Source organism: Methylobacterium frigidaeris, assembly GCF_022179185.1.
GTDB classification, from domain to species: domain Bacteria; phylum Pseudomonadota; class Alphaproteobacteria; order Rhizobiales; family Beijerinckiaceae; genus Methylobacterium; species Methylobacterium frigidaeris.
Window position 1 is genome coordinate 145569 of sequence record NZ_BPQJ01000004.1, and the last position, 18308, is coordinate 163876.

Annotated in this window: 18 protein-coding genes; 6 read left to right on the plus strand and 12 right to left on the minus strand. The window is 71.0% G+C overall.

Going from position 1 to position 18308, the window contains the following annotated elements; translation table 11 throughout:
- Positions 1-98: 98 nt before the first annotated feature.
- Genes MFF64_RS05800 through msuE form a run of 4 tightly spaced genes read right to left on the minus strand, consistent with a single transcriptional unit; the run spans position 99 to position 3269 of the window.
- Positions 99-926, minus strand: a complete 828-nt coding sequence (locus tag MFF64_RS05800; protein WP_238190024.1) for an ABC transporter ATP-binding protein — start codon at positions 924-926, stop codon at positions 99-101.
- A 30-nt stretch (positions 927-956) separates the two neighbouring features.
- Positions 957-1742 carry an aliphatic sulfonate ABC transporter permease SsuC gene (gene ssuC / locus MFF64_RS05805; protein WP_099904315.1) on the minus strand — a complete coding sequence of 262 codons (786 nt, stop codon included), beginning with the start codon at positions 1740-1742 and terminating at the stop codon, positions 957-959.
- A gap of 4 nt (positions 1743-1746) precedes the next feature.
- Positions 1747-2691, minus strand: a complete 945-nt coding sequence (locus MFF64_RS05810; RefSeq protein ID WP_099904313.1) for an aliphatic sulfonate ABC transporter substrate-binding protein — start codon at positions 2689-2691, stop codon at positions 1747-1749.
- A complete protein-coding gene (gene msuE, locus MFF64_RS05815) occupies positions 2688-3269 on the minus strand; it encodes an FMN reductase (protein WP_099904311.1) in 582 nt (193 codons plus the stop codon). Before msuE ends, MFF64_RS05810 begins: the two co-directional genes overlap by 4 nt.
- A 569-nt stretch (positions 3270-3838) precedes the next feature.
- On the opposite strand from msuE, the gene MFF64_RS05820 reads away from it, so the two are divergent.
- Entirely contained in the window at positions 3839-4249 is a 411-nt protein-coding gene (locus MFF64_RS05820; RefSeq protein ID WP_238190026.1) for a tellurite resistance TerB family protein, read from the plus strand.
- A 282-nt stretch (positions 4250-4531) separates the two neighbouring features.
- Here the strand turns inward: MFF64_RS05820 and MFF64_RS05825 are convergent, their stop codons facing one another.
- The 4 genes from MFF64_RS05825 to MFF64_RS05840 form a co-directional block, all read right to left on the minus strand.
- Positions 4532-5134 carry a DUF4852 domain-containing protein gene (locus tag MFF64_RS05825; protein WP_238190027.1) on the minus strand — a complete coding sequence of 201 codons (603 nt, stop codon included), beginning with the start codon at positions 5132-5134 and terminating at the stop codon, positions 4532-4534.
- Positions 5135-5155: 21 nt separating this feature from the next.
- Complete coding sequence (locus MFF64_RS05830; RefSeq protein ID WP_099901101.1) at positions 5156-5719, minus strand: hypothetical protein; 564 nt, start codon at positions 5717-5719, stop codon at positions 5156-5158.
- Positions 5720-6189: 470 nt separating this feature from the next.
- On the minus strand, positions 6190-7155 hold the full coding sequence (locus tag MFF64_RS05835; protein ID WP_238190029.1) for a D-2-hydroxyacid dehydrogenase: 966 nt from the start codon (positions 7153-7155) through the stop codon (positions 6190-6192).
- Positions 7156-7479: 324 nt separating this feature from the next.
- Positions 7480-7749, minus strand: a complete 270-nt coding sequence (locus MFF64_RS05840) for a hypothetical protein (protein WP_238190031.1) — start codon at positions 7747-7749, stop codon at positions 7480-7482.
- Between the two features lie 162 nt (positions 7750-7911).
- On the opposite strand from MFF64_RS05840, the gene MFF64_RS05845 reads away from it, so the two are divergent.
- The 3 genes from MFF64_RS05845 to MFF64_RS05855 are packed head-to-tail and all read left to right on the plus strand — an operon-like array spanning position 7912 to position 11718.
- Complete coding sequence (locus MFF64_RS05845) at positions 7912-8436, plus strand: (2Fe-2S)-binding protein (protein ID WP_099902798.1); 525 nt, start codon at positions 7912-7914, stop codon at positions 8434-8436.
- On the plus strand, positions 8433-9488 hold the full coding sequence (locus MFF64_RS05850) for an FAD binding domain-containing protein (protein ID WP_099902800.1): 1056 nt from the start codon (positions 8433-8435) through the stop codon (positions 9486-9488). Before MFF64_RS05845 ends, MFF64_RS05850 begins: the two co-directional genes overlap by 4 nt.
- Positions 9481-11718: a xanthine dehydrogenase family protein molybdopterin-binding subunit gene (locus MFF64_RS05855; RefSeq protein ID WP_238190033.1), complete on the plus strand. Its 2238-nt coding sequence runs from the start codon at positions 9481-9483 to the stop codon at positions 11716-11718. Before MFF64_RS05850 ends, MFF64_RS05855 begins: the two co-directional genes overlap by 8 nt.
- A gap of 219 nt (positions 11719-11937) precedes the next feature.
- Here the strand turns inward: MFF64_RS05855 and MFF64_RS05860 are convergent, their stop codons facing one another.
- From MFF64_RS05860 to MFF64_RS05870, 3 genes are all read right to left on the minus strand, one after another.
- Complete coding sequence (locus MFF64_RS05860) at positions 11938-13908, minus strand: PhoX family protein (protein WP_238190035.1); 1971 nt, start codon at positions 13906-13908, stop codon at positions 11938-11940.
- A 75-nt stretch (positions 13909-13983) separates the two neighbouring features.
- Positions 13984-14259 carry a hypothetical protein gene (locus MFF64_RS05865; protein ID WP_099900338.1) on the minus strand — a complete coding sequence of 92 codons (276 nt, stop codon included), beginning with the start codon at positions 14257-14259 and terminating at the stop codon, positions 13984-13986.
- Between the two features lie 226 nt (positions 14260-14485).
- Positions 14486-14809 (minus strand): hypothetical protein, encoded by a 324-nt coding sequence (locus tag MFF64_RS05870; RefSeq protein WP_099900336.1) that lies wholly within the window; start codon positions 14807-14809, stop codon positions 14486-14488.
- Positions 14810-15192: 383 nt separating this feature from the next.
- Here MFF64_RS05870 and MFF64_RS05875 point away from each other — a divergent pair, with 383 nt between their 5' ends.
- Positions 15193-16617 carry a pyridoxal phosphate-dependent decarboxylase family protein gene (locus tag MFF64_RS05875; protein ID WP_238190037.1) on the plus strand — a complete coding sequence of 475 codons (1425 nt, stop codon included), beginning with the start codon at positions 15193-15195 and terminating at the stop codon, positions 16615-16617.
- Positions 16618-16632: 15 nt separating this feature from the next.
- Here MFF64_RS05875 and MFF64_RS05880 read toward each other — a convergent pair whose 3' ends face one another.
- Entirely contained in the window at positions 16633-17274 is a 642-nt protein-coding gene (locus MFF64_RS05880) for a TetR/AcrR family transcriptional regulator (RefSeq protein WP_099900334.1), read from the minus strand.
- Between the two features lie 103 nt (positions 17275-17377).
- On the opposite strand from MFF64_RS05880, the gene MFF64_RS05885 reads away from it, so the two are divergent.
- Positions 17378-18292 (plus strand): SDR family oxidoreductase, encoded by a 915-nt coding sequence (locus MFF64_RS05885; RefSeq protein WP_238190039.1) that lies wholly within the window; start codon positions 17378-17380, stop codon positions 18290-18292.
- Positions 18293-18308: the final 16 nt, after the last annotated feature.

Here is an 18308-nt window from a genome sequence, read left to right on the forward strand (position 1 = left end):
CGGCGGTAGCTTTTCAAATCATCCCACCCCCGACCTCATCCTGAGGCCGGGGATGGGGGGAGCGAGAATCTGACAGGGCTGCTTCGGCGAGCGGCCCGTCAACCCCGCCCATCCAGCAGGTGATCGAGGATGCGCCCCTCCAGCGCCGCCAGTTCCGGGTCGCCGCGGCGGCGCGGGCGGGGCACCGGTACCGCCACGTCGAGGGCGATGCGGCCGGCCTCGACCACCAGGATGCGGTCGGCGAGGGCCACCGCCTCGGCGACGTCGTGGGTGACGAGCAGCGCGGTGAAGCCTTGCGCCCGCCAGATCCGCTCGATCATCGCCTGCATGTCGATGCGGGTCAGCGCGTCGAGGGCGCCGAGGGGCTCGTCGAGGGCGAGCAGCCCCGGGCGGCTGACGAGGGCGCGGGCGAGCGCCACCCGCTGGCGCTGGCCGCCCGAGAGGGTGGCGGGCCACTGTCCCGCCTTCTCGGCGAGGCCGACCTCGGTGAGCGCCGCACCCGCGCGCTCCCGCCGCTCCGCCGCCTTGCCGTCGCGGCCGAGCCCGACCGCGACGTTGTCGCGGACCCGTGCCCAGGGCAGCAGGCGCGGCTCCTGGAACATGATCCGGCGCGGCGCCTCGCCGCCCTCGATCGCGACCCGGCCGGCGGTCGGCGCCTCGAGGCCGAGGATCAGGCGCAGCAGGGTGGACTTGCCGCAGCCCGAACGCCCGACCACGGCGACGAACTGGCCCGCCGGGATGTGCAGGTCGAGCCCGTCGATCACCGGCTTGCCGCCGTCGAAGGACTTCGACAGGCCGCGGAGCGTGATGCCGAGGCCCGTGGCGGCCCGGTCGCGGGCGATCTCCCGGTCGATGACCTCGCGGCGCAGACGGGCCGGGGAGGCGGGGGCGAAGCCCTCGAACCGGCGGAGGGTGCTGGCGATCATGGTGACGAACCCTGGAAGCGAGAGCGGGAATCAGGCCGAGCGGTAGGCCGGGTTCCAGGCGAGGCAGGCGCGCTCCAGCTGGCGGGTCAGCAGGTCGGCCACCTTGCCGAGGAGCGCGTAGATCAGGATCGCCAGCACCACGACGTCGACCAGCATGAACTCGCGCGCCTGCATCGCCATGTAGCCGAGGCCGGAGGAGGCCGAGATCGTCTCGGCGACGATGAGCGTCAGCCACATGATGCCGAGGGCATAGCGCAGGCCGACGAAGATCGACGGCAGGGCACCCGGCAGCACCACCCGCCAGAAGAGTTCGGTCCGCGACATGCCGTAGATCCGGCCCATCTCGATCAGCTGCGGATCGACCGAGCGGATGCCGTGCAGGGTGTTGGCGTAGATCGGGAAGAACACGCCGAGCGCGACCAGGAAGAGCTTGGCCTCCTCGCCGATGCCGAACCACAGGATCACCAGCGGGATCAGCGACAGGTGCGGGATGTTGCGGATCATCTGCACGGTGGTGTCGGTGAGCCGGTCCGACAGGCGCGACAGCCCGTTGGCAAGGCCGAGGGAAAAGCCGATGCCGCCGCCGATCAGGAAGCCGCTCGCCGCCCGCAGGAAGCTGACGCCGAGATTGGTCCAGAGCTCGCCGGTCTCGGCCAGGCGCCAGCCGGCGGCGGCCACGTCGAGGGGGGCCGGCATCAGCCGGGTCGAGACCAGCCCGGCCGAGCCGGCGATCTGCCAGCCGACGAGGATCACCGCCGGCAGGAGCCAGGGGGCGAGGCGCCGCGCCGCGGCGTCGGGGGAGGGAAGGGCAGGCATTGGATCAGCCGTTCTGGGAGACGGGCGCGCGGAGCGCGTCGGCGATTCTGATCGCCCGCGGGATCAGGCCGAGGGCGTGGAAGCGGTCGGCGACGCGCTGCTGCTCGGCCACCGCCCCCGGGGTCATCGGTCCGATGACGTAGTCGGTGCGGTCCACCGCCCGGCGCGTCGCAGGCAACGGCACGCCGGTGCCCTTCGACAGGATCGCCGCCACATCGCCGCGATTGGCCTCGCACCAGCGCGCCACGCCGGCGAGCGCGTCGAGGGCCGCGTCCAGCACCGGGCCGCGCTCGGCGGCGAAGGTCCGGTGGGCGAGGAAGAAGCTGTTGGGCTTGGCGATGTCTGTGGCGAGCGTCAGCACCCGGGTGCTCGGCTGCATCTCCGCGATGGCGAAGTACGGGTCCCAGATCGTCCAGGCATCGACGCTGCCGCGGGCGAAGGCGGCGGCCGCATCGGCCGGCGCCAGGGTCACCGGCTCGATGTCGCGGTAGGTCAGCCCCGCCTTCTCCAGCGCCGCGATGGTGAGGTTGTGCGCGCTCGACGCCTTGGCGAAGGCGACGCGCTTGCCCTTCAGGTCCGCCAGGGTGCGGATCGGGGAGTCCGTCTGCACCAAGATCGCGGCGCCCGAGCCCGCCGCTTCCATCGCCGCCACGTAGACCAGAGGCGAACCGGCGGCCTGCGCGAAGATCGGCGGCGCGTCGCCAGTCGGGCCGAGATCGATGGCGCCGAGGCTGATCGCCTCGAGGAGCGGCGGGCCGAACGAGAACTCGACCCAGGTGACGGAGACGCCGAGGGGCTTCAGCCGGGCCTCGATCGCGCCCTGCTGCTTGGCGACGACGAGGATGCCGTTCTTCTGGTAGCCGATGCGCAGGGTGTCGCCCGGCCCGGCCCGGGCCGGCAGGGCGGCGCCCGCGAGGGCCGCGGCCAGGAGCGTGCGGCGGTCGATCACCGGGCGCCCCCGGCGGCGCGGGCGAGCGGCGCGGCCGCGGCGGCGCGGGCGCCGGCGAGGCCGGCGAGCTGATCCCCGGCCTCGGCCACCCGCTGGCGGATCGCCGCGGAGTCGAGGCCGCCCTCGCGGAAATCGGGGTCGGAAGCGTAGACCGCCGTCGGCACCGTCAGCGCTGTGAAGAAGCCGAAGAGCGGGCGCAGGGCGTGCTCCACCACGAGGGCGTGACGCGGCCCGCCGCCGGTGGCGGCGAGCGCCACCGGCTTGCCGGCCAGGGCCTCGGGCGCCACGAGATCGAACAGGTGCTTGAACAGGCCCGTATAGGCACCCTTGTAGACGGGGGTGCCGACCACGAGGGCGTCCGCCTCCTCCACCGCCTCGACGATGCGCCGGGCCGGCAGGGAGAGCTGGTCGCGGGTGAGCGCACCGCCGAGGCCGGGTCCGGCATCGACGAGGTCGAAGATCCGCACCTCGACCGGCAGCCTCACGGCGGCCTCGGCGGCGATCGCCTCGACCAGGGTGCGGGTCTTCGAGGGCCGCTGGATGTTCGCGGAGAAGCCGACGAGGCGCGGTCGCGTCATGGGGGTCGATCCGATGGTCAGGGGCGGGGGCACGGAAGGGGCGCCGCGGCCCCGTGCTCGATGTCCTTACGATGCGGCCGAGGCTGAGATCAGTCAATGAAATGAGATTTCAAATGATCGTATAGCGGGAGTTGATCCTGCTATGGGGGCGGCAAAAGAGAGAAAATGCGACTTGGAACTCGGTATGGAATGAGAAAGATCGTAGGTTCCCGGCGGGATATCCTGGTACGGTTGCGGTTCGGGCCCGGCGATCGGGGCGCGGTGGTGACCAAAGGGGCGGTCCGGCCCCAACCCCGCCGGCCTCGGCCGCTGGACTTGCTTCCGAGTCGCATTTTCAAGCATTTGATGCGGATTAAATCCTCTCACCAAACGTATTGAAGAAAAATCCGCCGTTATATGGGAGTGTCGGCTCGCAAATGGAATACGGTGTGCCGTAAAAATACTCTCATGCGACGGGCTCGCCGATGATCGACACCGCCGCACCGTTGCGGTAATCGACCGCCTGCGCTGATGGATCGATTCAGCACATTCACAGAGCACCTTGCCAGGGGCCCCCGACGATGTTCAACATGTTCAAGTCGCAGACCTCGCTCGACCTCACCCCGCGGACCTGCCTCGCGGTCTCGCTGATCTACTGCATGAGCGCCGACGGCGAGATCGACCCGGAGGAGATCGGCCACCTGATGTCGGTGCTCGGCCGCAACGCGACGCGCCAGAGCCTCGACTCCGCCGTCCGCTACGCCCGCGCCACCCAGCCGGCCCAGTTCCTGGCCGACGCGGCGCCGCGCCTGCGTCCGGAGCAGAAGCTCTGCATCATCCTCAACATGATCGACAGCGCCATGGCCGACGGCGAGGCGGAGGCGGGCGAGCAGCAGCTCATCATGCAGTTCTCCCAGGCCTTCGGCCTGTCGGAGAACGACCTGACCCCGTACTTCAAGGCCCTGGTGGCGAAGAACGACCGGGCGGTGCTGGATCGCTGAGGCTCCGGCCTACGGCGCTGTCGCGGGCCGCCCGACGGAGGGCGGTCGGCCCGGGTTCGCGGCCGCACTCACCGTCGCGATTCACGCCACCTGAGCGTGGCGTGAATCGCGAGGGCGCCGCCCGATGCCGCTCGCATCCGTCGTTCCGGCGCGAGCGGTCGGCGCACGCGCCGGCGCCTCGAGGGAGCGTCGGGCGAACTCCCGCGGCTGGCCCGGCGACCGGTCCATCGATACATTTCCGGGATCATGCCGAGCGAACCGGGATCCGCGTCGCGGACAAGCTCATTTCATGACGTAGATCAGGTTTTGGCGACGCGAATCCGAAAAGACCTCGATGCCGACGATGCTGGCTTTGATGCGATTCGTGTCCTCGATCGCCTCTTTCGGAACGAACCTCACGGTTGCCGCGACCGTACGCGACGGATTGCGCTGGACGAACGCGCGCGCCTGACTCTCGTCCATCGGCAGTCCGTCGAACTGCCTGGTATTCAGGAATACGAGTGATATCCGGCCCGACGCGAAGACGTTGGACGCACTCAGCGGATGAAAATTGAATGCCTTTTTCTCGAAATTATACTCACCGAACTGCACGGATAACTGAAGTTCGAACGGCTCGTTGAGGTCGAACGACGACACGTTCCGCTTCAGGGTCGTGAGCAGCCTCTTCTCCTCGCTCTCGGAGTCGAACTCGTTCGAGGTTCGCGAGGAAGGCGGCGCGAAATGCAGGCGATACTCCGGTATGTATGTCGACAGATCCGCCGGTTGAGCGAGCTTGAGGTAGGCGAGGTAGGCCTCGGGCGCCGAGAAGTCTCTCGCCTCGGCTCCGGCAAACGTGCTGCCGATCGCAGCTGCGATCGCGGCGCAATTCATCATCAGAGTCTTCACGACACGATCATCCCTGATTTTTTACAGCCCGAGCTTCGTGTTCTTGGTGTTGTTGAGCGCCTTGCTTTCCTGGGCGGCGCTCGCGGCGGCCTGTGAGGCTTCGTCACCGGCGGCGCGAGCCTCGCCATCCGCAAGGCGTGCCCGGATCGATCGGGGCGTGATCGAGATCTCGAGGATCGGCATCCGAAGCTCGCGTTCGAACGCCTCGTACTGCTTCTGCGGGCAGAAGACGTCGGGTCCGGATTGGCAGGCAGCGGTCGACAGCTGGTGGTCGACGGTAAAATGTGGATGGTAGAGGAACTTGACCGGCGTGTCGGTGGAGAACTTCTGGCTCTCGGTCGGGGTCCCGTACTTCTTGACGATGAGATCGCTCAGCGCCTCGACGGATTGAGGACGGTCGAACCTCTGCTCGAACATGATCGTCCAGATGCGGATTTGTCCGTCGGCGGCCCTGAAGCGGAACGGAGAGACGCGCTGGTCGATCTTCACCCAGGACGTCGCGGTCGTCTCCGTGGCGACGAACTTCTTGAAGTTGCCTTCGAATTCGCCCTCCTTGAGCGCCTTCTCGGCTTCGTCGACCGTCATCCCGAGTCGCAGACCGGCGACGGATTGAGATCTGATTTGAGCCGGTGAGTATTCCGGGCCTGTCACAGGGCCGGCACTCGCACTCCCGATCGCGAGTAGGCCGAGCAAAGCAGTCGTGATCGCTGATTTATACATATGCAAGGCTTCGTAGGCGTGACGATGAAGCCAACATGACGCAGCACAGCTAAATAATCTTTGAACACGTTATCCTAAGGCAATGTTACGGCGAGGGAGTTCAACATGCCATTCCCGAACGGCGCGAATGGCTTGGCCATCGAGGCCGCGGCAGGCCCCGCGGGCGGCGAACGAATATCCGACGCGACCCCGCGACCGCCGGCGTACAGACCCGCCGCCCAGGTCGCGACGGCCGATGCGCGCGGTGGAACCGGCCTCCGGGGGGTGAGAGCGGCCGGGCCTCTGACGGGCGAGCGGCGCTCTCGCGCGAGATTCATGCCGTCCGGCGGTTCCCCTCACACCACCGGATTGACCAGCTCCTCCCCGCGTCGCAGCCGGCCGAGATTCTCGAGGAGCAGGTCGATCACCCGGCCCTCGTAGTGGCTGGTCTCGCCGGCGCTGTGGGGCGTGACAATCACGTTCTCCATGCGCCAGAACGGCGCCTCCGGCGGCAGCGGCTCCTCCCGGAAGCAGTCGAGGCCGGCCCCGGCGATCCGGCCCTCGGTGAGCGCCCGCGCCAGGGCGTCCTGGTCGACCACCCGGCCGCGGGCGACGTTGATCAGGAGCGCCCCCGGCTTCATCGCCGCGAGCGCCGCTTCATCGATCAGGCCTTCGGTCTCCGGGGTGAGCGGGCAGGCGAGCGCCACCACGTCGGCCTGGCCCAAGGCTTCGTGCAGCCGGTTGGGGGAGAAGACCGCCTCGACCGGGTCGCCGGCCTGAAGCGGGCGGCGGCGCAGGCCGATCACCCGCATGTCGAACCCTTGCGCCAGCCGGGCGATGCGGGTGCCGATGCGCCCGAGGCCGATCACCAGCAGCGTCTGGCCGCCGAGCTCGCGCTCGCGCCGGGCCGGATCGGCGATCATCGGGCGCCAGGTCGCGGCGGCCTGGTTGCGCAGGGCCTCCGGAAGGCGGCGGGTGAGGCCGAGCATCAGCGCGAGGGCGTGCTCGGCCACGGCGCGCTCGTTGCCGCCCTGCGCGCTGGCGAGCCGGATGCCGCGCTCGCGCAGGGCGTCCTTCGGGAACTGGTCGGTGCCGGCGCTGACCGACTGGATGAAGCGCAGGCGCGGCGCCCGCTCCAGCAGGGAATGACGCCACAGGCCTGAGACCACCAGCACCTCGGCGTCCGTGACCGCTTCTTGCAGCGCCTCCACGTTGCGCACCTCGACGACGGGCTGGCGCGCGCCCTTCGCCGCGTAGGCGTCGCCGAGGCGATAGGCGGCGTGGGCGAGGACGATCGGTCCGGAGAGGGCGGGTGCGGTCATCGGCAGGCGGCTCGGGATCCTGGGCAAGCGAGGCCGCGGGAGTTCACACCGAGCTTGAGCCGGAGGCAAGGCGTCAGACCGATCCGGATAGATCCATCTCGATCATGAACCCGTTCGCGAGAAAGCCCGGGATCCCTCTCCCACGCGGGAGATGGGAGGCGCGCTTCACTCTGAAACACTGTGGAAGCGGCAGTCGGGTTTCGGATCAACGCAACCTCGCCACGCATACGAAAGCCCGCCCCTGCTGGGCGCAGGGACGGGCTTATGTAAGCTCACGAGAGCCCGAGGTTCCGAGTGGAGCGGACGGAACCCCGGGAGGCTCGATCAGCGGCCGTAGACGTAGGGAGCGACCGGCGCGTAGCCCGGGGGCACCTCGCGCACCAGCACGCCGCGCTCGTCGCGCGGATAGACGACGATGCTGCCGGTGCTGTCGACGGCCGGAGCGCCGCCCGGGGCGCCGTAGGCGCGCTCTATGCCGCCCAGCGGGCCACCGGCCTGCGAGCCCGATCGGTTGTAGGGCGAGCCACCCTGGGCGAAGGCGGGAGCGGCGGCGGCGGTCAGCAGGGCGGCCGCGAGGGCGAGACGGGTCTTCATGACAGAACCTCTGGATTGATGGGACCGCGTTGCGGTTTCGCAGGGTCAATCGTCTCGCCGGCAAAAGGTTCGCCACGACGTGTGCGCTGCCGCACGCATCGGGTCCTGGGCAGTTTGCGATGCGGGATTAGTTTGGACCGCGTCTAGCCTGGAGGAAGCCGCATGAGCTTCGACATCGTCCTGACGGTGAACGGCACGAGGCGCACGATCCCGATTCCGGACCCGCGCACGACCCTGCTCGACTTGCTGCGCGAGGGTCTGCACCTCACCGGTACGAAGAAGGGCTGCGACCGCGGCCAGTGCGGCGCCTGCACGGTGCTGGTCGACGGGCGGCGGATCAATTCCTGCCTGGCGCTCGCGGTCAGCCTCGACGGCGCCGAGGTCCTGACCATCGAGGGGCTGGCGGAAGGCGATCGCCTGCACCCGGTGCAGGAGGCCTTCATCGCCCATGACGGGTTCCAGTGCGGCTTCTGCACCCCAGGCCAGATCATGAGCGCGGTCGGGCTGATCCGCGAGGCCCAGGCCGGCAACGATCCCGAGCGGGTGCGGGAGGCGATGAGCGGCAACCTGTGCCGCTGCGGCGCCTATGCGGGCATCACCGAGGCGGTGCTGGAGGCGCAGGCCGCCATGACTCAGGCCCCCACGAGCCAGCATCCGGCCTCCCCCCGGCAGGGAGAGGCGGCATGATCCCGTTCGAGTACGTCCGCGCGACCGATCTCGCCGGCGCGGTCGCGGCGGGGACGGCGCCCGGCGCCGTTTACCTCGCCGCCGGCACCAACCTCCTCGATTTGATGAAGGGCGGCGTCAGCCGCCCGCGCCGCCTCGTCGACATCACCCGGCTGCCCGGCCTCGCCGCGGTCGAGCGGATGGGCGACGGGTCGCTCCGCATCGGCGCGCTCGCCCGCAACAGCGACCTCGCGCATGATCCCGCCTTCGCCAAAGCCTATCCGGCCGTGGCGGAGGCCCTGCTCTCCGGCGCTTCGGCGCAATTGCGCAACGCCGCCACGGCGGCCGGCAACGTGATGCAGCGCACCCGCTGCCCGTACTTCACCGACACGGGCAGCGCCTGCAACAAGCGCGAGCCCGGCAGCGGCTGCGACGCCAGGGGCGGCGAGACCCGGCTGCACGCGATCCTCGGCTGGAGCGAGGCCTGCATCGCCACCCACCCGTCGGATTTCTGCGTGCCCCTCGTCGCGCTGGACGCTCTCGTCGAGATCGCCGGTCCGGCCGGCACCCGCAGCGTGCCGCTCGAGGCCTTCCACCGCCTGCCCGGCGACGCGCCCGAGCGCGAGACGGTGCTGGAGCCGGGCGAACTGATCACGGCTCTCGTCCTACCGCCGGACGCCGCGAGCTTCGCCGGCCACAGCCGCTACCTCAAGGTCCGCGACCGCACCTCCTACGCCTTCGCGGTGGTCTCGGTGGCGGTGGCCTTGAGGCTCGATGGCGGGCGCATCGCCGAGGCGCGGCTGGCGCTCGGCGGCGTCGCCCTCAAGCCCTGGCGGGCGCGGGAGGCGGAAAGCCTGCTCGCCGGACGCGCTCCGGACGAGGCCGCCTTCCGGGCCGCCGCCGACGCCGCCCTCGCGGGCGCCGAGCCCTCCGGCGACAACGCCTTCAAGATCGAGCTCGCCCGCCGTCTCGTGGTGCGGGCGCTGGCCCGCACCGCGGCGGGCACGCCGGAGCGCCTGCCGGCGCTGCCGGGTTCCGCCTTCGCCCCGCTTCCGGAGGCCGCTCATGTCTGAGACCGCTCCCCGCCAGATGCGCCACGGCTCCAATCTCGGCCAGCCGCTCACCCGCCGGGACGGGATCCTGAAGGTGACCGGCGCCGCAGCTTACGCCGCCGACCACCACCCGCCCGGGATGCTCTACGCCGTGATGGCGGTGAGCCGCATCGCCCGCGGCCGGGTCACCCGCCTCGACGTCGCGGCGGCCGAGAGCCATCCCGGAGTCGTCGCGGTGATGACGCCGCAGAACAAGCCCGCGCTCGCCCGGCACCCGGACGAGAAGAATGACGGCTTCACCTTCCGGCTCGACCTCCTGCAGGACGACCGGGTGCGCTACGCCAACCAGCCGGTCGCGGTGGTGATCGCCGAGACGCTGGAGGCCGCGACCGAGGGCGCCGCCCTGCTCGACCCGGCCTACGAGGCCGAGACGCCCGCGGTCGGGCTCGACGGCTCCGAGCCGTTCACCCCGCCGGCGATCGGCGTCGGCGACCCGGCCGACATGGAGACGGGCGACGTCGCGGCCGGGCTCGCGGCGGCGGCGCGCACCATCGAGGCGACCTACGAGACGCCGGCGCAGTACCACAACGCCATGGAGCCGCACGCCGTGGTGGCGACCTGGGACGGCGACACGCTCGACCTCGACACGCCCTCGCAGGGGCTGGCGATGGCGCAGGGGCGGATCGCCGGCCTGTTCGGCATCTCGCCCGCGGATATCCACATCCGCAGCCCGTTCCTCGGCGGCGGGTTCGGCTCGAAGGGCATGATCGCCGGTCCCCAGGTGCTCGGCATCATGGCGGCCCGCCTCGTCGGCCGGCCGGTGAAGCTCGTCATGAGCCGCCCGCAGATGTTCGGCCCCGTCGGCCATCGCGCCCCGACGCGGCAGACCCTGCGCCTCGGCGCGAGCGAGGATGGCGGGCTCACCGCCCTCGACCACCACACCCTCACGGCGACCAGCACCTTCGACGACTTCATCGAGCCGAGCGGCGGCGTCTCGCACACGCTCTACGCCGCGCCGGCCCTCGCCACCCGGCACCGGGCGGTGCGGCTCGATACCGGCACGCCGCTCTTCATGCGTGCCCCCGGCGAGGCCTCGGGCAGCGTCGCGCTCGAGGGCGCCATCGACGAGATGGCCGAGGCCTGCGGCATGGACCCGCTGGCGTTCCGCCTGCGCAACTACGCCGAGACCGAGCCGGCCTCCGGCAAGCCGTTCTCCTCGAAGGCCCTGCGGGAGTGCTACGCGCGCGGCGCCGAAGCGTTCGGCTGGGGCAAGCGCCCGCTGGCGCCGGGGCAGATGCGCGACGCGAACGGGCTCCTCGTCGGCTGGGGCGTCGGCACCGCGACCTTCCCGGCCCTGATGTTCCAGGCCGAGGCGCGGGCGGTGCTGAAGGCCAGCGGCGAGGCTGCGGTCGCGATCGGCGCCATCGACATGGGGCAGGGGGCCTGGACCGCCCTCGCGCAGATCGCCGCCGAGGAACTCGGCCTCGACATCGACGCGATCGATTTCCGCATCGGCTCCTCGGACCTGCCGAATGGCGGCATCGCCGGCGGTTCGGCCCACACCGCCACCGCCGGCACGGCGATCAAGATTGCGGCCGCCGACGCGATCGCGCAGCTCGCCGCGCTGGCGACGCAGGACCCGCGCTCGCCCCTCTACGGCGCCGGCAATGCCGGGGTGATCGCCCGGGGCGGCCGGCTGGTGCGGCGCGACGACGAGGGCCGGTCCGAGGCCTTCACGGAGATCCTGGGCAGGGCCGGCCAGGACTCGGTCGAAGGCAAGGGCGCGGCGGGTCCCGATGCGGCGCGCGAGTCTTACGCCATGCACGCCCACGGCGCGGTCTTCGCCGAGGTGACGGTCGATCCCGATCTCGGCCAGATCCGCGCGACCCGCCTCGTCGGTGCCTTCGCGGCCGGGCGGATCATCAACCCGCGGCTGGTGCGCAGCCAGTATTACGGCGGAATGATCTGGGGCGTCTCCTTCGCCCTGCACGAGCAGGCGGTGATGGACCCGCGCACCGGCCGGCCGATGAACGCCAACCTCGCCGAGTACCACGTGCCGGTGAACGCCGACGTGCCCTCGCTGGAGGCGATCCTGGTCGAGGAAGAGGACCCGCACGTCAACCCGCTCGGCATCAAGGGGGTCGGCGAGATCGGCGTGACCGGCAGCGCCGGGGCGATCGTCAACGCGATCTGGCACGCGACCGGCAAGCGGGTGCGCAGGTTGCCGGTGACGTTGGACAAGGTGCTGTAGCGAGCCCGCCCGACCCCTCCCCCCTCCGCGGGGGGAGGGTGCCTGGCGGAGCCGGGCGGGGGAGGGGACGCCGGCTCCGGAGAGGTCGCGACAGTCGTGAAGGGCGCCAAATCCTTCAGCGTCGCGCTGCCCCTCTCCCGGCCTGCTCCGCAGGCCACCCTCCCCCGCAGAGGGGGGGAGGGGTCGAGCCGGTGCGACTTCTTGAGTAAGGAGAACCGCTTACGTCCCCACCGTCCCCCCGCCCCTTTTCGTGATCGCCACCACCGCCGGGCGCGGCGGCAGGGCGGGGTCGAAGTCGGGCCAGCGGGTCGCCGGCTGCTCGAAGGTGGCCGGCTGGGCGTTCGGATCCTCCTCGTCGGCCTCGCCGGGATGCTGCACGGCGACGAAGAACGTGGTGTCGTCGGGGGTGAAGTAGGGGCCGCACATCTCGGCCCCGAGGGGCACCTGGAAGAAGTGCTTGCCCGTGCCGCGGCGGGGACCTTGCGTCTCCATCGCCCAGATGCCGTCGGTGCGGCCGGTCTTCGAGGGCGAGTTGCCGTCGGTCGAGACCCAGAGCCGGCCCTGGCTGTCGACCGCGCAATTGTCCGGCATGCCGAACCAGCCGTCCTTCGTCGTCGACGACGAGAAGGTCGCGCCCACCGCCGCGATCGACGGGTCGCCGCAGCGCACCAGCACCTCCCAGGCGAAGCGATCGGCCGCGAAGTCGCCGCCGTCCGGCGCGAGTTCGACGATGTGGCCGAAGCGGTTGTCCGGCCGCGGGTTCGCCGCATCGACTTGGTCGGCCTTGCGGCGGACGTTGTTGGTCAGCATCACGTAGACCTTGCCGGTCTTCGGGTTGGCCTCGACGTCCTCCGGCCGGTCCATCTTGGTGGCGCCGAGGAGGTCGGCGGCCCGGCGGGTCTCGATCAGCACGTCGGCCTGATCGCGAAACCCGTTCTCCGGCGTCAGCGGGCCCTGCCCGAACACGATCGGCAGCCAGGCGCCGCGCCCGTCGGCATCGAAGCGGGCGACCGACAGGGTGCCGTGGTCGAGGATGTCGCGGTTCGCCGCCTTGTCGGCTCTGTTCACCGGGTCGCGCGTGACGAAGCGGTAGACGTAGTCGAAGCGCTCATCGTCGCCCTGGAACACGACGTAGCGGCCGTCACGGGCCATCGCGCCGGCGGCGCCCTCGTGCTTGAAGCGGCCCATGGCGGTGCGCTTCACCGGCACGCTCGTCGGGTCGAAGGGATCGATCTCGACCACCCAGCCGAAGCGGTTCGGCTCGTTGGGCTCCTTGGCGAGGTCGAAGCGCTGATGGAAGCGGCTCCAGCCGTAGAGGTTGCCCGGCAGGCCGAGACGCTTGTGGTTCTTCGCCTCCGCCGATCCCTCGGGGAGTCGGCCCTGGAAGTAGTAGTTGATATTTTCCTCGCAGGTCAGCCACGTGCCCCAGGGGGTGACGCCGCCGGCGCAGTTGTTGAGCATCCCCAGGACCTGGATCCCCTCCGGGTCGGCGCCGGTGCGCAGGCGGTCCGAGCCGGCGGCGGGGCCGGCGAGCCGGATCGGGGTCGTGGCGGTGATGCGGCGGGCGAAACGGGATTCCGGCACCACCCGCCAGCGCCCGTCCTCGCGCTTCACCTCGATCACCGAGCCGCCATGGGCCGCCATCTCGATGTCGACGAGGTCGCGGTCCATGTCGGCGAAGGCGGTCTTGCCGTCCTGCCGGCCGAGACCGGGGAACATCAGCTCCTCGTTCGTATACTCGTGGTTGACGACGAGGAGGCCGTGACCCGCGGGGTCGCTCGCACCCGGCAGGGGGAAGAATCCCAGGAAGTCGTTGTTGTAGCCGAATTGCTGCGCTTGCGCGGCGGCCGACTGCCTGTGGGGGTCGAAGGGCGGGGCGCCGGGCAGCACCGGATCGCCCCAGCGGATCAGCACCTCGGCGTCGTGCCCGTCCGCGACGTGGTGGCGCTCGTCGGCGCCGGCCGGCAGCTCGCGGAACGGGAAGGTCTCGGGCGGGCCCTCCGCCGCCGCTGCCGCCCGGGGCGCCAGGGTCGCCGAGATCGCCGCGACGGCCAACCCCCCGCGCAGGATCTCGCGCCGGTCGAAGCGCCGGGCCACGACCTCGCCGAGGGTCGGGTTCGGGCTCGGGTTCGAGCCGGCATCCTCGGCCGCCTCGGCCTGCTGCGATCGGTTCAGCGACGGCTGTGTCATCGGGATCCCTCGGCGCGCCTTCATGGATGAAACCGGACGCTTACCCTAGGGACCGTGGCGAGCGGATGACGGCGCTCAGCGATGCGTCCGCCGGCGAGCCGGGAGGGCCCGCACGGACCCGGTGGTGTCAGGTCCGATGACGTCGGGCACGAGCCACGGCGCCGGCCGGTCCAGCGGGCGGGCCTCGGCGGGCGAGCGGGAGGTGGCGTAGGGGTTGGTGACGTAGCTGCTCATGAAGGCGCCGCCGGCGGGCTCGCGGTCCCCGCCATTGGCGAAGGCCGGGAACGGCAGGGCAACCAGGGGCAGGGCGACGAGGGCGGCAGCCGCCGCGGCAGTGACGAAGCGGGTCATGGCAAGTCTCCGGCCGCCATCCCGGCATCTCACGTCCTGGCGTCTCACATCGGCGCAGCGGGGTTCGGGCGGCATGGGAGAGATATGGGCCCGGTCCGCTCGGCCCCACGTGCGCCGGCGCACCGGGCCGCTTCGGCGGACGGGCGCAGCAGGCCGGAAAGCCTTTGTGGGGAAAGCCTTTATCGCGGGCCTTGCGATCACGTCGGATCGGGTATGCGGCGCGGCCTCACGGCAGCAGGTGCGCGTCCAGCCAGGGCCTCGGCGCCGGGAGGGGCAGACGGCGGGCGATCCAGTCGATCACCGCGTCGGGCGTGTCGAAGAGCGGGGCGCGAGCCAGCGCCTTGCCGGGGCCGTAGGCCTCCGCCACGCGCCACTTGTGGCGGTGCTCCGGTGCGGCCGCGGTGCCCGGCTGCAGGCGGATCAGCCGCGAGACGAGCTGGTCGCCGAGATAGATCAGGCAGCAATCCTGATCGGCTCCGCCGCTCTGCACGCGAACATGGCGCTGGGTCAGCGTGCCGGCCGGTCTCGTCTGGGTGCCTCGCCCGAACATCGCGCTCCTCTCGCTCGTCCTCTCATGAACTAACATGGCCGGTTAAGAAATATCGAAGCGAATTCCGACAATTCACGATATCGGCGCTTATCTCCGCAGCATTCTCATTGACCTATGGTCAAAAACAATCAGCAGCTCGATATTGCAACCTTGGATTAGTTAATCAACCGTAAATAGTGCCTACTTGACTGATCGTGGCACGCTTTCGCCGCGCTCTCAAGTGGGCCGAAGACCGGGATCTCATGTCGGATCCGGTGCCGTCCGCCATGTGCCCAGGGCTCGATTGCACACCCGGGCAGGGGCGGGGAGGCGCGCCCCACGAAACCTGCTAGACACCCGCCCAGGCACCGGAATGCCGGACCGGCGGGAGGAGCGCTGACGCGATGGACGACGAGACGTTTCGGGCCTGGGCGCGCCGGGCCGCCGACTGGTCGGTGGATTACCTCGCGGGCGTCGGCGAGCGGCCGGTGCGGGCCCAGGTCGCGCCGGGCGAGATCTTCCGGCAATTGCCCGACACTCCTCCCGCCGCGGGCGAGCCGATGGAACGGATCTTCTCCGACCTCGACCGGGTGGTGATGCCGGGCATGACCCACTGGCAGCACCCGCGCTTCTTCGCCTACTTCCCGGCCAATGCCAGCCCGCCCTCCCTGGTGGCGGAGTTCGTCACCGCGGCGCTCGCGGCCCAGTGCATGCTCTGGCAGACCTCGCCGGCCGCGACCGAGCTCGAGACCCGGGTGATGGACTGGCTGCGCCAGATGATCGGCCTGCCCGACGGCTTCTCCGGCGTGATCCAGGATTCGGCGTCCGGCGCGACGCTCGCGGCGCTCCTCACCGCCCGGGAGCGGGCGCTCGGCTTCACCGGCAACGCCAAGGGCCTCGCCGGCGGGCCGACCTTACGCGTCTACGCCTCGGCGCAGGTGCATTCCTCCGTCGACAAGGCGGTGCGCATCGCCGGCTACGGCGATGCCAACCTGGTGCGAATCCCGGTGACGGGGCTGCTCCACGGCATGGACCCCGACGCCCTCGACGCGACGATCCGGGCCGACCGCGAGGCGGGCCTGGTGCCGGCCGCGATCGTCGCCTGCCTCGGCGGCACCAGCATCGGCGCCTGCGATCCGATCGAGGCCGTCGCCGCGGTGGCGCGCCGGCACGACGTCTTCCTCCACGTCGACGCCGCCTGGGCTGGCAGCGCGATGATCTGCCCCGAGTTCCGCGACCTGATGCGGGGGGCGGAGCACGCCGACAGCCTGGTGTTCAACCCGCACAAGTGGCTGTTCACCCATTTCGACTGCTCGGCCCACTTCGTGCGCGACCCGAAGGCCCTGACGGATACCCTCGGCATCCGCCCGCCCTTCCTGCGCACGCTCGGTCAGGACGGCTTCGTCGACTACAACGAATGGTCGATTCCGCTCGGGCGCCGCTTCCGGGCGCTGAAGCTGTGGTTCGTGATCCGATCCTACGGCGTCGAGGCGCTGCGCGGCATGATCCGCGACCACGTCGCCTGGGCGCGGGAACTCGCGGAGGTCATCGCGGCCGAGCCCGATTTCGAGCTGACGACCGAACCGATCCTGTCGCTGTTCACCTTCCGGTACGCCCCTGCCGGTGCAGGCACCGACGACCTCGACGCGCTGAACGCCCGCCTCGTCGAGCGCATCAACGACGACGGCCGCACCTACCTGACCCAGACCCGCCACGACGGCCGCTTCGTCATCCGCTTCCAGGTCGGCCAGACCACGACGACGCGGGAGGATGTCATGATGGCGTGGGCGGCGGTCAAGGAGATCGCGGCGGGATTGCGGGCGGGGTGAGGGCCGGACGTCGGCTCAGGCCGCCGGCGAAGGCCCACCGACCCCACAGACCTCGGCGGCGATCTGCGCGAAGGCGTCCTCCAGGAACGGCGCGGCGCCCCGATCGCCGCCGGCCTGGATCCACGCCTCGATGGCCAGGCGCATCGCGCCGAGGGAGACCATCGCGACGAGGCGCAGGGCCTGGCTGCGGGCCGGATCGGGCCAGCGCTCGACCAGGGCCTCGTGCAGGGCCCGCTCCTGCAGGGCGTAGGTCGCCTGCTTGCGCGCCTGCAGGGTCTCGCTCGCGCGCATCACCCGGTCGATGCTGATGAATTCCTGCGCGCGGATGCCGGCGGCGAGCTGCAGCATCGCGTCGCGCACCACCGCGATCGGCGCCCGGTCGGCGGGCTGCGCCAGCACCGCCCGGCGCAGCTGCGCGCTGAACCCGCGCATCTGCCACTCCAGCAGGATCTCCTCCTTCGACCGGAAGTACGAGAAGAACGTCCGGCGCGAGATGCCGGCGGCCTCGGCGATGGCGTCGAGCGTCGTCGCCTCGTAGCCGCGCTCGCCGAACAGCCGCAGGCCGGTCTCGGCGATCCGCTGCAGCGTCTCCTGCCGCTTGCGCGCGCGCAGGCCCTCGGGTTTCGGGGTCTCGGTCTCCGGGGGCTCGCTCGTCATGCCGGCCTTCTCGCACGTCGCTCCCCCCTTGAAAAGCTGCACTCGGTGCAGTAAAAAATTGCACCGAGTGCGGCCATGCACTCGGTGAAAGGGAGTCTCGACCATGTCGGGATGGACGCTGGCGGACATGCCGTCCCAGACGGGACGGATTGCGGTCGTGACCGGCACGGGCGGCCTCGGCTTCGAGGACGCCCTGGCGCTGGCCCGCGCCGGGGCCGACGTGCTCGTCGCCGGGCACAACCCGGACAAGGGCGCGGCAGCCCTCGCGCGGATCCGGCAGGCGGTGCCGGGCGCGACGGTGGGGTTCGAGCGCCTCGACCTCGCCAGCCTCGCCTCTGTCGCCGCCTTCGCCGAGCGGATGGCCGCGAGCCGCGACCGGATCGACCTGCTCGTCAACAACGCCGCCGTGATGACCCCGCCGACGCGCCAGGTCTCCGCCGACGGGTACGAGCTGCAATTCGCCACCAACCATCTCGGCCACTTCGCCCTCACCGCGCGCCTGCTGCCGCTGCTGCGCCGGGGACGCGCCCCGCGGGTGGTGTCGCTGTCGAGCGTCGCGGCCCGCGGCGGTCGCATCGCCTTCGACGACCTGCAAGCGGAGCGCGCCTACCGGCCGATGACGGCCTACAGCCAGTCCAAGCTCGCCTGCCTGATGTTCGCGCGCGAATTGGACCGCCGCAGCGGCGCCGATGGCTGGGGCCTCGCGAGCCTCGCCGCCCATCCGGGCATCGCCCGCACCGATCTCCTGCCCAACGGCGCCGGCCCCCGCAGCGTCGCCGGCCTGGCGCGCACTTACCTGTGGTTCCTGTTCCAGCCCGCCGACCGGGCCGCCTTGCCAACCCTCTATGCCGCGACCGCGCCTCAAGCGGCCGGGGGTGCGTATTACGGACCGGTCCGCCTCTCTGAGACCCGCGGCGCACCCGGCCCCGCCCGGGTCCCGGCCCAGGCGCTGGACGAGGCGGCGGCTGCGCGGCTGTGGGAGGTCTCCGAGCGCCTCGCCGGCGTGCGTTTCGGCTGAGGAGGCCCGATGACCC

Coding starts and splice junctions, on each gene's coding strand:
- MFF64_RS05800 (WP_238190024.1), bottom strand. CDS start 926: ATGATCGCCAGCACCCTCCGCCGGTTCGAGGGCTTCGCCCCCGCCTCC.
- MFF64_RS05855 (WP_238190033.1), top strand. CDS start 9,481: ATGTCTGAGACCGCTCCCCGCCAGATGCGCCACGGCTCCAATCTCGGC.
- MFF64_RS05875 (WP_238190037.1), top strand. CDS start 15,193: ATGGACGACGAGACGTTTCGGGCCTGGGCGCGCCGGGCCGCCGACTGG.
- MFF64_RS05880 (WP_099900334.1), bottom strand. CDS start 17,274: ATGACGAGCGAGCCCCCGGAGACCGAGACCCCGAAACCCGAGGGCCTG.
- MFF64_RS05845 (WP_099902798.1), top strand. CDS start 7,912: ATGAGCTTCGACATCGTCCTGACGGTGAACGGCACGAGGCGCACGATC.
- MFF64_RS05860 (WP_238190035.1), bottom strand. CDS start 13,908: ATGACACAGCCGTCGCTGAACCGATCGCAGCAGGCCGAGGCGGCCGAG.
- MFF64_RS05850 (WP_099902800.1), top strand. CDS start 8,433: ATGATCCCGTTCGAGTACGTCCGCGCGACCGATCTCGCCGGCGCGGTC.
- msuE (WP_099904311.1), bottom strand. CDS start 3,269: ATGACGCGACCGCGCCTCGTCGGCTTCTCCGCGAACATCCAGCGGCCC.
- MFF64_RS05820 (WP_238190026.1), top strand. CDS start 3,839: ATGTTCAAGTCGCAGACCTCGCTCGACCTCACCCCGCGGACCTGCCTC.
- MFF64_RS05865 (WP_099900338.1), bottom strand. CDS start 14,259: ATGACCCGCTTCGTCACTGCCGCGGCGGCTGCCGCCCTCGTCGCCCTG.
- MFF64_RS05870 (WP_099900336.1), bottom strand. CDS start 14,809: ATGTTCGGGCGAGGCACCCAGACGAGACCGGCCGGCACGCTGACCCAG.
- ssuC (WP_099904315.1), bottom strand. CDS start 1,742: ATGCCTGCCCTTCCCTCCCCCGACGCCGCGGCGCGGCGCCTCGCCCCC.
- MFF64_RS05830 (WP_099901101.1), bottom strand. CDS start 5,719: ATGACGGTCGACGAAGCCGAGAAGGCGCTCAAGGAGGGCGAATTCGAA.
- MFF64_RS05835 (WP_238190029.1), bottom strand. CDS start 7,155: ATGACCGCACCCGCCCTCTCCGGACCGATCGTCCTCGCCCACGCCGCC.
- MFF64_RS05885 (WP_238190039.1), top strand. CDS start 17,378: ATGTCGGGATGGACGCTGGCGGACATGCCGTCCCAGACGGGACGGATT.
- MFF64_RS05840 (WP_238190031.1), bottom strand. CDS start 7,749: ATGAAGACCCGTCTCGCCCTCGCGGCCGCCCTGCTGACCGCCGCCGCC.